Below are 12912 nucleotides of genomic sequence, written 5' to 3' on the forward strand. Positions count from 1 at the left end.
GCGTCGCCGCTGCGGCGCAACACGGTACTGCCTGCGAATCTGCATCAAAATAATCCGGGAATGGCTTCAGCGTCCTTGACGTCGCGCGCCAGCGTGCAATGATTTGCGGAGAAACTTGAGGACGTACGTCCGATTGCCCAGGCGATGCCACGCACCGCCAACTATCAATCAAAAATCAGACAGGAGGATTGACCCATGACCGTTCATATCCACCCCTCGGTTGATAACGGCGTCAAGGCCGGCTCCGGCAGTTTTGCCGGCGGCACGCTGGTCTGCAAATGCAAGGATCGGCCGGTCAAGGTCAGCATCCGCGGCGACGTCGCGCACAATCACGCCTGCGGCTGCACCAAATGCTGGAAGCCGGAAGGCGCCATCTTCTCGGTCGTCGCCGTGGTGCCGCGCGACAACCTTTCGGTGACCGAGAACGGCGACAAGCTTGCGGTCGTGGACGCCTCCGCGACGATCCAGCGCCACGCCTGCAAGGTCTGCGGCACCCATATGTACGGCCGCATCGAGAACAAGGCGCATCCGTTCTATGGACTCGACTTCATCCATCCCGAACTGTTCGAGGAAGGCGGCTCCGCGGCGCCGGGCTTTGCTGCCTTCGTGTCGTCGGTGCTGGAGTCCGGGGTGCAAACGAGCGAGATGGACGGCATCCGCGCGCGGCTGAACGAGTTGGGGCTGCAACCCTATGACTGCCTGTCACCGGCCCTGATGGACGCGATCTCCTCCCACGTCGCCCAGTCCCGCGCCAAGGCGGCTTAGGACGCCCGCCTGATCTCTTCTGCCGGACTTGATCCGGTCCCGCCGGCGGGCGCATATGCCCCCCGCCGGCGCGTTGCCGGCGATTTTTTCTCCAGCGCCGGAGCCTTGCCTCATGACGATCGAAACCGTCTCAACAATCCGCTCGCATGGCGGCACGCAGGGCGTCTACAAGCACGCCAGCAGCTCGACCGGCACCGGCATGACCTTTTCGGTGTTCGTGCCGCCGCAGGCCGCCGAGAGAGCGTGCCCGGTGGTGTGGTATCTGTCGGGTCTCACCTGCAGCCACGCCAATGTCACCGAGAAAGGCGAATACCGCCGCGCCTGCGCCGAACTCGGCCTCATCTTCGTCGCGCCCGACACCAGCCCGCGCGGGGACGGCGTGCCCGGCGATCCCGCCCAGGCCTATGATTTCGGCCTTGGCGCCGGCTTTTATGTCGATGCGACGCAGTCGCCATTCGCGGCCAACTACCGGATGTGGAGCTACATCACCGCCGAACTTCCGTCGGTGCTCGCCGCAAACTTTCCTGCCGACATGAGCCGGCAATCGATCATGGGCCATTCGATGGGCGGCCACGGCGCCCTGACCATCGGCCTGCGCCATCCCGGTTGCTACCGCGCCGTCAGCGCCTTCTCGCCGATCGCAGCACCCTCGCAGGTGCCGTGGGGCATCAAGGCGCTGGGCGGCTATCTCGGTCCCGACCGCGCCGCCTGGCGCGCGCATGATGCGGTCGCGCTGATCGAGGATGGCGCGCGGATCGGCGAATTGCTGGTCGATGTCGGCGATGCCGATCCGTTCCTGACCGAGCAGTTGCGGCCGGGCCTTCTGGAGAACGCCTGCGCCAACGCCGGCATCGCGCTGACGCTGCGCCGCCAGCCCGGCTACGACCACAGCTATTATTTCATCTCGACCTTCATGGAAGACCATCTGCGCTGGCATGCGGAGAGGTTGGGCGGAACGTAGCCCGGATAAGGCGGCGCGATGCGCAGCATTGCGACGCCGCCATCCGGGGACGGTGTCTCTACGAGGGGGCGGCCCCCGGATGTCGCTCGCGTCCTCACGTTGCTCAGGCGCAAGCTCATCCGGGCTACGCCAGCCAGTCTACTGCGCCCCCGGCGCGCCATAATTCGGCGCAAGCAAGCGATTGCGTAACAGATAGCTCATCGCGCGTGACCAGGACTCGTCCGTATTGCCACGGAAATCCGCGCTCATCGACGTCACCAGATGGCCGGTGCGGGCGTTGCGGACGTAAATGTTCATGTTGAGGATGAGGTTCGACACTTTCTGCACCGTGCCGGTCACCGCCAGATCGGCACCCAGCTTCTGCGCGAACTGCACGTCGCAGCCGCCGCAGGCCTGCAGGTTTGCATTGCGCGCTTCGGCGCGCACCGGTGCGATATCGACCAAGGTGTACCGGCCGGAGTCCGCCAGTCCCTGGCGCAGCTGATCGCCGGCACGCAGCAGCCGCGCCTGCTCGTCGGCGCGCTGGCCGTCCTTCTCGCCCTGCACGCTGCTATCAATCAGCTCGAAATCGAACACCGCCGTTTTCGGCTCATCCGCCGAGGCGGCTGATGACAGCGTCAGCGATAGCAGCGCGATGCAGCAAAGCCTGCGCATGATCGTTTTCCAGCGGAACCAGCCACAGCAAATTGGTCGTTGCAACTTAGGCTGGATCAGCCATGTTTCAAGCCAGAAGTCTCCGGATCGGCTGCCGTCGAGGGAGGCTTGAGGGAGGTGCCCTGTGGCCCGGCTTTGGTGGGCGATCGTGTGGTTCGTGCTGGTCACCGGTCCGGCGGCGGCGGAACCGGTCGAGATCCGGATCGGCTATCTCGGCCCTGCCGGGTTTCGCCCGAGCCTTTCGCTGGTGCAGCATGGTGCCGGCAATGACGGCCTCGCCGGTGCGCGGTTGGCGATCGAGGACAACAACACGACCGGGCGCTTTCTCGACCAGCGTTTTGTGCTCGACGACGTGCGGCTGAACAACAAGGACGATGCGGCGATGGCCATGACGGCTCTGGCGGATCGCCGCGCCTCCTTCATCGTCACCGATCTGGCCGCCGACGATCTGTTGAAGGCTGCCGATGCGGTACGCGACCGCGGCGTCACGCTGCTCAATGCCGGCGCCACCGATGACCGGCTGCGCGAGCAGGACTGCCGGCGCAACGTGCTGCATGTCGCGCCATCCCGCTCGATGCTGGCCGATGCGCTGGCGCAATATCTGGTCTGGAAGCAGTGGCGCCGCTGGCTCCTGGTGGTGGGTTCGCATCCGCCGGATCAGCTCTACGCCGACGCATTGCGCCGCGCGGCGCTGCGGTTCGGCGCCAAGATCGTGCAGGAGCGTATCTTCGAGGACAAAGGTGGCGCGCGCCGCACCGACAGTGGCGTCACGCTGATCCAGCGCCAGATGCCGGCGTTGACGCAGTCGGCTCCCAATCATGACGTGCTGGTCGCCGCCGACGAGAGCGAGGTGTTCGCGCTGTATCTGCCATATCGCACGTGGGACGCGCGGCCGATCGCGGGCTCCGCCGGGCTGGTGCCGACGAGCTGGGACGCAGCCCATGACCAGTGGGGTGCGATCCAATTGCAGAATCGCTTCGTCAAGCTCAATGCGCGCCGCATGACCGCGCGCGACATGCAGGCCTGGACCGCGGTGCGGATGGTCGGCGAAGCCGCGGCGCGCGTGAAATCCGGCGATGCGAAGACGATTGCCGAATTCCTGAAAGGTCCGGACTTCGCCATTGCGGCCTTCAAGGGCCAGCCGCTGACCCTGCGCGACTGGAACGGACAATTGCGGCAGCCGGTGCTGCTCGCCGATGGCCGCATGGTGGTGTCAGTATCGCCGCAGGAAGGGTTTCTGCACCAGATCTCCGAACTCGACACGCTCGGCGTCGATCGTGCCGAGACGAAGTGTAAATGGCAATGAGGTGCGTGATGCGATCAGGCGATGACCTATCGGCTCCGTCATTGCGAGGTCAGGGAAAGCCGGTGGCTTTCCCCTTTGCGAAGCGACGCGGCAATCCAGAAAGCCGCATCCTCCGCAAGAACTGGATTGCTTCGTCGCAAGGGCTCCTCGCAATGACGGGGAGAGGGCGGAGTTTGGCCCGCATTCTAGCGCTGGCTGTTCTGATCGCCTGCGGCACCACCGTCCCTGCCGACGCCTTCATCGCCTATGTCTCCAACGAAAAGAGCAACACCGTCTCGGTGATCGACACCGACACCTGGACCGTGACAAAGACCATTCCGGTCGGCCAGCGTCCGCGCGGTATCGGTTTCACACGCGACGGCAAGTTCGTGCTGGTCGCCGTGGGCGACGACGACACCATCAAGATGATCGATGTCGGCAAGCAGCAGGTGGTCGATACGCTGCCGTCCGGTCCCGATCCCGAACTGTTCGTGCAGGATGCCGAGGGAAAACTGCTCTATGTCGCCAACGAGAACGACAACACGGTGACGATCATCGATATCGCCCGTCGCACCCGGGTTGGCGAGGTGCAGGTCGGTGTCGAGCCGGAGGGCCTGACGATCAGCCCGGATGGCAAGATCCTGATCAATACCTCCGAGACCACCAACATGGCGCATTTCATCGATACCGCGACGCGCCAGATCGTCGCCAATGTGCTGGTCGATGCGCGACCGCGCTACGCCATCTTCAAGCGTGACCATTCCGAACTCTGGGTGTCGGCCGAGATCGGCGGCACCGTGACCATCATCGATCCCGCCCGACGCGAAGTCACCGGCAAGATCAGGTTCGCCATTCCCGGGCTGCGCCGCGAGGCGATCCAGCCGGTCGGTATGGCGCTCACGAAAGACGGCAAAACCGGCTTCGTCGCACTCGGCCCCGCCAACCGGGTCGCCGTGGTCAATGCGACGACGCATCAGGTCACGAAATATCTGCTGGTCGGGCAGCGCGTCTGGCAGATGGCCTTCACCCCGGACGAGAAATATCTACTGACCACGAATGGTGTGTCCAACGACGTCTCGGTGATCGACGTCGGAACCCTGAAGGTGATCAAGACCATCCAGGTCGGCGAATTGCCGTGGGGCATTGCGATGGCGCCGCCATGATGCCGAACTCCGCCGGGCTTCCAATGCAAGACAGGTGCAGCGCGCCGGCCATTGCCGCCGCGCTGGCCATAGACGCTGTCAGCCATCACTATGGATCACGCTGCGCGCTCAAGGACGTCAGCCTCGAGGTCGCGCCCGGCAGCTTCACCGCACTGCTCGGTCTGAACGGCGCCGGCAAGAGCACGCTGGTGTCCCTGGTGACGCGCTTGTTCGGCGTGCAACGGGGGCATATCCGCATTTTCGGCCACGATACCGGCCGTGAGCCCGGCGAGGCGCTGCGCCGGCTCGGCGTCGTGTTCCAGCCACGCACGCTGGATCTCGACCTGTCGGTGACGCAGAACCTGCTGTACCACGCCGCGCTGCACGGCATCGGCCGGCGTGAGGCGCGGCTGCGCGCAGGCGACGTGCTGGCGCAGGTTGCGCTGTCGGATCGCGGTATGAGCAAGGTACGCGACCTGTCCGGCGGGCAGATGCGACGGCTGGAGATCGCGCGTGCGCTGCTGCACCGGCCGCAACTCCTGCTGCTCGACGAGCCGACCGTCGGCCTCGACGTCCGGTCGCGCGCCGACATGCTCGGCCACATCCGTGCGCTGGTGCGCGAGCAGGGCATCAGCGTGCTCTACACCACGCATCTGTTCGACGAAATTGCCGACGGCGACCAAATCGTGGTGCTGCATCAGGGATGCGTGCTGGCGCAGGGCCGGCTCGGCGACATTCTGGCGCAATCCGGCGCGCGTGACCTGCACGCCGCTTTCATGCGGTTGACCGCGGAGGCCGTGCCATGACGATCGAAGTCGCCATGCCGCGGCGCGGCTTCACGCTTTCGCAATATGCCGTTTGCATGAACGGCATTGTGTGGCGCGAGGCGCTGCGATTCCTGCAACAGCGCGAGCGTTTCGTCTCGGCGCTGGTCCGGCCGCTGGTCTGGCTGTTCATTTTCGCTGCCGGCTTTCGACAGGTGCTGGGCATTTCGATCATCCCACCTTACGAGACCTATATTCTCTACGAGGTCTACATCACGCCCGGATTGATGGCGATGATCCAGCTTTTCAACGGCATGCAGTCGTCGCTGTCGATGGTCTACGACCGCGAGATGGGCAATATGCGAACCCTGCTGGTGAGCCCGCTGCCACGCTGGTATCTCTTGTTCTGCAAGCTGCTCGCCGGCACCGCGGTGTCGGTGCTGCAGGTCTATGCGTTTCTCGCGATCGCCTGGTTCTGGGAAATCGAGCCTCCGCCGCTTGGCTATCTGGCCGTGCTGCCGGCGTTGCTGCTGTCCGGGCTGATGCTCGGCGCGCTCGGCATGCTGATCTCGTCGGGCATCCGGCAACTGGAGAATTTCGCGGGCGTGATGAACTTCGTGATCTTCCCGATGTTCTTTGCCTCCTCTGCGCTCTACCCGCTGTGGCGGGTGCAGGAGGGCAGTCCGTTGCTTGCCTTCGTCTGCGGGCTCAATCCCTTTACGCATGCCGTCGAACTGATCCGTTTCGCTCTGTATGGTCGCCTCAACGGCGTGTCGCTGGCCGTGGTCGGCGGCTGTGCGATCGTATTCATGGTCGCGGCGGCAATGGCCTATGACCCCTCGCGCGGTTTCGGTCGCCGCGGTCCCGCCGGAGCAGAGACATGAAAACCCGTTTCATTATCGCAACGCTGTTGGCGCTGGTGTGCGTGCCGGGCATCGGCCATGCCGCGGATCCGCGCTATCCGGACTGGCCGTGCGTGCAGGCCAAGGTGCCCGAAGTCTCGCTCGCCGCGGTCTGGGCCGGGCCCGACCTCGGCGATGCCACGGATAAATGGAAAGAGGACATGGCGGTCAGCGCGCTGGTCGAGCGCCTGGCGGCGCGGCGCACGCCGCTCGACGAGGCGGAAAAGGCGCTCAACGAATTTCTCGCCGGCGCCGGCGACCGCAAGCTCGACAAGGGCAGGCGGCTGTTTGCCGGCCTGTTCGAGACGCTGAACGCGCAGCGCTCCTCTGTGCTGAACGGGCTGGAGCGCGTCACCCGCAAGCAGCGCGGCGCCGCCGACGCGATCCGAGCCGCGACCTTGTCGATGCATTCGTTGCAGGACCAGGCTTCGCCGGACCCGGCGAAGATCGAGCAACTCAGCAACCAGCTATTGTGGCAGACGCGGATCTTCGAGGACCGCCAGCGCGTCATCAAGTTCGTCTGCGAGGTACCGGTGGCGATCGATCAGCGGCTGTTCGCGCTGGGACGCGCGATCCAGCAGGCGATGGAATAGGGCGTCAGTCCAGCAGCCGCTTCTTGTAGGCCGAAGCGTCCATGTCCCGGATATCGACGCTGAGGCTTTTGGTGTGCGGCAGCACCGCCACCATCGCCGCGCGCAACACTTCGCTGAGCAGCACTTTCTGTGCCGGCGTGCGACCTTCCAGCAGGTACAGCGAGACATGGCAGAAGCCGTCGCGCGTGCCGGCTACCAGATAGTCCGTATAGGCCATCACCCGGATCTTGAGGTCGGCGGCCTGCACCACGCCGGTGCCCGCCGCCGCCTCGTGCAACGCGCGCATCAGGGCCGCGGCATCGAAACGGGCATGGCCTTCGGTGGAATGTTCGATGATGATGTGCGGCATGGCTTATGGTCCTTGGGGCGGTTCGAACTCTCGGCCGTCATTGCGAGGAGCCCTTGCGACGAAGCAATCCAGTTCTTTGAGAGGTCGCAGCTCCTGGATTGCCGCGTCGCTTCGCTAAGGGGAAGGCCAATTGGCTTTCCCTGACCTCGCAATGACGGCTGAAAAGCCGGAGCAGTTTTCTACAGAAGCATCGACTTCACGCTGTCTGCGGCTTCGCGCAGCAGCGGCAGAAAGCGGTCGATCATTTCGCCAGTGGAGATGCGATCGACATGAGCGCCCATGTTGATGGCGGCGACGATCTCGCCATCATAGCGGCGCACCGGCACCGAAATCGAGCGAAAGCCCGGCTCGGCCTCGCGATCGACCAGCGAATAGCCCTTTTCGCGGTCGGTCATGATGGTGGCGAGCAGCAGGTCGCGGTCGGTGACGGTGAACGGCGTCATCGCCTTGAGCTCCATCGCGCTCAAGGCCGCGGCGAGGTCGCTGTTGGAATATTTGCCGAGCATCGCGCGGCCGACCGAGGTGCAGTAGGCCGGCAGCCGGTAGCCGAGATCGATGCCGGCAGAAAACACCCGCGCCGGGCTGGCGCGGGCGATGAAGATCACTTCATGGCCGTCGAGCACCGCCAGCGACGAGATCTCCTGCGCGGTGCTGGCCAGCCGGTCGAGCACCGGCTGCAGTACCGCCACCACCTGGTTCGACGACAGGAAGGAGGCCGCCAGCACCAGCACGCGCGGCGTCAGTGTGAACAATTTGCCGTCGCTTTCGACATATCCGGCGCGCTCCAGCGTGAACAGGATACGCCGCACCGTGGCGCGCGGCAGGTCGGCCGCCTTGGCGAGGTCACTCAGCGTCATCGGGCGGGGATCGGCGCCGAACAGTTCGAACACGCGCAAGCCGCGGTCGAGGCTCTCGATGAAGTCGGTATTGCCGCGCTCCTCGCCCTCGGCGCGCTTCGGTTTCACCATGATGCGCGTGTCCGGGTCACGCGGCTTCCACTTTCTTGAGATCGAAGCCGAGATCGGCGGCCTGTTCCGGCGTCGGCGACAATGACGCCGCGATCAGGCGGCGCGCGATCATCTGGTCTCCGGGCCGGTTGATGCTGTCCACCGCCATCAGCCGCGTGCCGCGATAATAGAACACCGAGAACTTACCCTCGCTGATCGCGCCGCGGATCACCGGGGTGTCGTCGGGACCCGACAGGCCGACGATCTGCAGCTTCGCGTCATACTGGTCGGACCAGAAGCGCGGCACGGCCTCGTAGGGCTCAGGGTGGCCGGCGATTGCAAAGCCGGCGGCCTTGCCCTGGTCGGTGGCGTTCTGCACCGATTCCAGCCGCACGCGGCGGCCGGCATAGATGTTGTGGTGGTTGCTGACGTCGCCGGCGGCGTAGATGTTGGGGATATTGGTCTGGCCGTGGGCATCGACGTCGATGCCGTTGGCGCACAGCACGCCAGCCTCGACGGCCAGTTCGTCATTGGCGATGCCGCCGATGCCCGCGATGATCAGATCGCCGCGGACCCGGTCGCCGTTCGAGCACACCACGTCGTGCAGGGCGCCGTGGTTCTCGATCGCCGTGACGCTCTGCTGGAAGCGGATATCGACGCCGTGCGAGCGGTGCATGTCGAGCAGGAATTGCGAGATCAGCGGCGACACCGCGCGCTCCAGGAGGCGCGACACCGCCTCGATCATCACTACCTTCTTGCCGGCCTTGGCGGCGGTCGCCGCGACTTCCAGCCCGATGAAGCCGCCGCCGACGATGACGACTTCCTTCGCCGCCTCCAGCCGCGGCTTAAGGTTCACCGCGTGATCCAGCGTGCGCAGATAGACGATGTCGGCGCCGTCGGCGCCCGGCACGGCGAGCTGCCGCGCGCGCGATCCGGTTGCGATCAACAACTGGTCAAACGTCAGTCGCTCGCCGTCTTCCAGTTCGACGGTGCCGGCGTCGCGATCGATGCGGACGGCGCGATGGCCCAGACACATCTCGATATTCTGGGCCTTGAAGTAGTCGTCGCCGCGCAGAAACAGGTTGCTGTGGGTAACGCTGCCCGACAGGAACCCCTTCGACAGCGGCGGCCGCTGATAGGGCAGGTGGATCTCGTCGGCGACGATCCGGATCGGCCCCTGAAAGCCCTTCTCGCGGGCGCTGATGCCGGCCTGAACGCCGGCATAGGACGCGCCGATGATGACGAGGCCGCTCACAGCCGCAGGCCCATGACCGGAAATCGGGAAGTGTGAGGATATGTCGGCATCGCGGGCTCCCATGCGTATCGAGGTATATTGAACATGTGTTCGTCCGGCGCAAGTCGATGCAGGATCGCTGCGGCTGCATCAGTGCTTGTTTTGTCGCCATGATCTGGCGCAAAATTCCACTTGCTTGGAATTATTCAATCTCTAAAATCGCCCATAAGTTCAATAGACGAACAAATGTCTGCGGCTTGGGTTTGTTTGTCCAGCCTCCCGAAAGGCCTCCTTGCCATGATGAGCCAAGAGCAAAACGACCTGATCACCCGGATCGGACCGAAGGCACCCGCCGGCAAGTTGATGCGCAACTACTGGCAGCCCGCGGCGCTGGTCGATGAGCTGGAAGGCGAGCGGCCGATCCGGCCGGTGAAATTGCTCGGCGAGGATTTCGTGCTGTTTCGCGATGAGCAGGGCCGCTATGGCCTGCTCGATCGCGACTGCCCGCACCGCGGCGCCGATCTGGCGTTCGGCCGGCTCGAAGGCGGCGGCGTGCGCTGCGCCTTCCACGGCTGGCTGTTCGACGTCAAAGGCAAGTGCCTGGAGACGCCAGCCGAGCCCGCTACATCGAAACTGTGCGCCGGCATCAAGCAGCGCGCGTTTCCGGTGGTCGAGAAGGGCGGCATCCTGTGGGCCTATCTTGGCGAAGGCGAACCGCCGGCCTTTCCGGAGCTCGACTGCTTCGCGGCACCCGGCGCCTACACCTTTGCCTTCAAGGGCCTGTTCGACTGCAACTGGCTGCAGGCGCTGGAAGTCGGCATCGATCCCGCGCACGCGTCGTTCCTGCATCGTTTTTTCGAGGATGAAGACGTTACGGCCGCTTATGGCAAGCAGTTCCGCGGCGCCTCGGCCGGCACCGAACTGCCGATGACCAAGATTCTTCGCGAGTATGACCGGCCGATCATCAATGTGGAGTCGACTGAGTTTGGCCTGCGCCTGATCGCGTTGCGCCAGCTCGATGACGAACGCACCCATGTCCGCGTCACCAACCAGATCTTCCCGCACGGCTTTGCGATTCCGATGAGCACGGAAATGACCATCACGCAGTGGCACGTCCCGGTCGATGACGAAAGCTGCTACTGGTACGCGATCTTTACCAGCTACACCAAGCCGGTCGACAAGGTGAAGATGCGCGAGCAGCGCCTGGAACTTTACGAACTTCCGAACTACACGTCGCGGAAGAACCGCAGCAATGACTACGGCTTCGATCCGCACGAGCAGGCGCACGAGACCTATACCGGCATGGGCGCCGACATCAACGTCCACGACCAGTGGGCGGTGGAATCGATGGGCAAGATCCAGGACCGCACCCGCGAACATCTCGGATCGAGTGACAAGGCGATTATCGCCTACCGCAAGCTGCTGAGGGCCGAGATCGAGAAGGTCGCCGGCGGCCAGAAGCCGATGATGTTCCTCGACGAGGCCCACGCCCGCAGCATCCAGGGCCCCGGCACGATGGACGGCATCGGCCCAACCAAGGGCTGGGAAACCTACTGGATGGAAGTCGACGTCGCCCGCCGCCGCGGCGCGCCATGGGCGGCCCCCGTGCCGAACGAGACCCCCGCTACCGTGACGCATCTGTCGGCGGCGGAGTAAGCGCGGCGGCAAGCGGCTCTGCTCCCTCCCCCCCCCTTGCGGGGGAGGGTCGGGGAGGGGGGAGCCACAAGCTCTGTCGCCCGTGGCACCCCCCACCCCGGTCTCCGCTCCTGATGATGCTATCGCATCATCACTCGCTCGGCCGACCCTCCCCGCAAGGGGGAGGGGAGCCATCTCGTTCGTGAACTGCACTGAAAGTTGCTCGCATGAGTTTCGTCGAACGCCACGGCCTGTGGTCCGCAGAACAGAAGGACGCCGCCGTGCGGCTTCGGCGCATCGTCGAGGAGCAGAAGTTGGAAGTGATCCGGCTGTCGTTTCCCGACCAGCATGGCATTTTGCGCGGCAAGACGCTGATTGCCAGCGAGGCGCTGCGGGTGCTGGAGAACGGCTGCAACATCACCACCACGATGTTCGCCAAGGACACCTCGCACAAATCGGTCTTCCCGGTGTTCACCGCCGGCGGCGGCTTCGGCATTCCGGAAATGCAGGGCGCGGCCGACGCGCTTATGATCCCCGATCCGCTCACCTTCCGCGTGTTGCCCTGGGTCGAGGCCACCGGCTGGCTGTTGTGCGACGTGCATTTCGCCGATGGCCGCCCGGTGCCGTTTGCCACCCGCAACCTCTATAAGGGCGTGCTCGCGGACCTCAACAAGCGCGGCTACGACTTTGTCGCCGGGCTCGAAGTCGAGTGCCACATCTTCAAGAACGAAGAAACAAGGATGGCGCCAGAGGATGCCGGTCAGCCGGGCCGATCGCCGGAAGTCAGCCTCTTGTCGCACGGCTACCAGTACCTTACCGAGCAGCGCTACGACCAGATGGAGCCGGTGCTCGAATTCATCCGCCGCGACGTGATGGCGCTCGGCCTGCCGCTGCGCTCGGTGGAAGTCGAATATGGTCCGAGCCAGTGCGAATTCACCTTCGCTCCGACCGTGGGTCTGACGCCGGCCGACAGCATGGTTTTGTTTCGCTCCGCGGTGAAGCAGATCTGCCATCGCCGCGGCTACCACGCCACCTTCATGTGCCGCCCGAAAATTCCCAACGTCGTGTCGTCGGGCTGGCATCTGCACCAGTCGCTGGTGTCGCGCGACGGCGGCCGCAACGCGTTCATGTCTACCGACGCCGGTGAACAATTGTCGTCGTTCGGCCGCGGCTATCTCGCAGGATTGCTGGCGCATGCGCGCGCGGCGACCGTGTTCACTACGCCTACCATCAACGGCTACAAGCGCTATCGCTCCTACTCGCTGGCGCCGGACCGTGCGATCTGGGGCCGCGACAACCGTGGCGCGATGATTCGCGTACTCGGCGGTCCCCATGATTCCGCGACGCGGCTGGAAAACCGCGTCGGCGAACCCGCCGCCAATCCCTATCTCTATATGTCGTCGCAAATTCTCGCCGGCCTCGACGGTGTCGATCGTGTTCTCGATCCAGGCCCCTCGGCCGATTCGCCCTATGAGAGCGATGCGCCGCTTCTGCCGAAATCGCTGCGCGAGGCGGTGTTCGCGCTGAAGGACGATCCGTTCTTCCGGGAATCCATGGGCTCGACCATGGTCGACTACTACACCCACATCAAACTCGCCGAGATCGAGCGCTTTCAGTCCGAAGTGTCGGACTGGGAGCAGCGCGAATATTTCGAGATGTTCTGATCCGCGGCAGGTTTATT

The 12912-nt window shown here is 64.6% G+C and carries 13 protein-coding genes; 9 read left to right on the forward strand and 4 right to left on the reverse strand.

Annotated elements, in window-relative coordinates:
* The first annotated feature begins 195 nt into the window (after positions 1 to 195).
* Both gfa and fghA read left to right on the forward strand, forming a co-directional pair.
* On the forward strand, positions 196 to 765 hold the full coding sequence (gene gfa / locus FNL56_RS08595; RefSeq protein ID WP_143572406.1) for an S-(hydroxymethyl)glutathione synthase: 570 nt from the start codon (positions 196 to 198) through the stop codon (positions 763 to 765).
* A gap of 112 nt (positions 766 to 877) precedes the next feature.
* Entirely contained in the window at positions 878 to 1726 is an 849-nt protein-coding gene (gene fghA / locus FNL56_RS08600) for an S-formylglutathione hydrolase (protein ID WP_143572407.1), read from the forward strand.
* 138 nt (positions 1727 to 1864) lie between these two features.
* On the opposite strand, the gene FNL56_RS08605 is transcribed toward fghA, so the two are convergent.
* Complete coding sequence (locus tag FNL56_RS08605) at positions 1865 to 2380, reverse strand: DUF3280 domain-containing protein (RefSeq protein WP_143572408.1); 516 nt, start codon at positions 2378 to 2380, stop codon at positions 1865 to 1867.
* A gap of 124 nt (positions 2381 to 2504) precedes the next feature.
* Here FNL56_RS08605 and FNL56_RS08610 point away from each other — a divergent pair, with 124 nt between their 5' ends.
* From FNL56_RS08610 to FNL56_RS08630, 5 genes are all read left to right on the forward strand, one after another.
* Positions 2505 to 3686, forward strand: a complete 1182-nt coding sequence (locus FNL56_RS08610) for an ABC transporter substrate-binding protein (RefSeq protein WP_143572409.1) — start codon at positions 2505 to 2507, stop codon at positions 3684 to 3686.
* 173 nt (positions 3687 to 3859) lie between these two features.
* Positions 3860 to 4828, forward strand: a complete 969-nt coding sequence (locus tag FNL56_RS08615; RefSeq protein ID WP_368039337.1) for a YVTN family beta-propeller repeat protein — start codon at positions 3860 to 3862, stop codon at positions 4826 to 4828.
* 23 nt (positions 4829 to 4851) lie between these two features.
* Positions 4852 to 5613 (forward strand): ABC transporter ATP-binding protein, encoded by a 762-nt coding sequence (locus FNL56_RS08620; RefSeq protein WP_246660911.1) that lies wholly within the window; start codon positions 4852 to 4854, stop codon positions 5611 to 5613.
* On the forward strand, positions 5610 to 6455 hold the full coding sequence (locus tag FNL56_RS08625; RefSeq protein ID WP_143572411.1) for an ABC transporter permease: 846 nt from the start codon (positions 5610 to 5612) through the stop codon (positions 6453 to 6455). Before FNL56_RS08620 ends, FNL56_RS08625 begins: the two co-directional genes overlap by 4 nt.
* On the forward strand, positions 6452 to 7066 hold the full coding sequence (locus FNL56_RS08630; RefSeq protein WP_143572412.1) for a hypothetical protein: 615 nt from the start codon (positions 6452 to 6454) through the stop codon (positions 7064 to 7066). The genes FNL56_RS08625 and FNL56_RS08630 overlap by 4 nt, the downstream gene beginning before the upstream one ends.
* Before the next feature lie 4 nt (positions 7067 to 7070).
* Here FNL56_RS08630 and FNL56_RS08635 read toward each other — a convergent pair whose 3' ends face one another.
* From FNL56_RS08635 to FNL56_RS08645, 3 genes are all read right to left on the reverse strand, one after another.
* Entirely contained in the window at positions 7071 to 7415 is a 345-nt protein-coding gene (locus tag FNL56_RS08635) for a 5-carboxymethyl-2-hydroxymuconate Delta-isomerase (RefSeq protein WP_143572413.1), read from the reverse strand.
* Positions 7416 to 7594: 179 nt separating this feature from the next.
* Positions 7595 to 8383 carry an IclR family transcriptional regulator domain-containing protein gene (locus FNL56_RS08640; RefSeq protein WP_143572414.1) on the reverse strand — a complete coding sequence of 263 codons (789 nt, stop codon included), beginning with the start codon at positions 8381 to 8383 and terminating at the stop codon, positions 7595 to 7597.
* 16 nt (positions 8384 to 8399) lie between these two features.
* Positions 8400 to 9617, reverse strand: coding sequence for an NAD(P)/FAD-dependent oxidoreductase (locus tag FNL56_RS08645; protein WP_143572415.1), 1218 nt, complete (start codon positions 9615 to 9617; stop codon positions 8400 to 8402).
* 276 nt (positions 9618 to 9893) lie between these two features.
* On the opposite strand from FNL56_RS08645, the gene FNL56_RS08650 reads away from it, so the two are divergent.
* On the forward strand, positions 9894 to 11252 hold the full coding sequence (locus tag FNL56_RS08650; protein WP_143572416.1) for an aromatic ring-hydroxylating dioxygenase subunit alpha: 1359 nt from the start codon (positions 9894 to 9896) through the stop codon (positions 11250 to 11252).
* Positions 11253 to 11458: 206 nt separating this feature from the next.
* Entirely contained in the window at positions 11459 to 12895 is a 1437-nt protein-coding gene (locus FNL56_RS08655) for a glutamine synthetase family protein (RefSeq protein ID WP_143572417.1), read from the forward strand.
* Positions 12896 to 12912: the final 17 nt, after the last annotated feature.

It is taken from the genome of Tardiphaga sp. vice304, assembly GCF_007018905.1.
Taxonomy (GTDB): domain Bacteria; phylum Pseudomonadota; class Alphaproteobacteria; order Rhizobiales; family Xanthobacteraceae; genus Tardiphaga.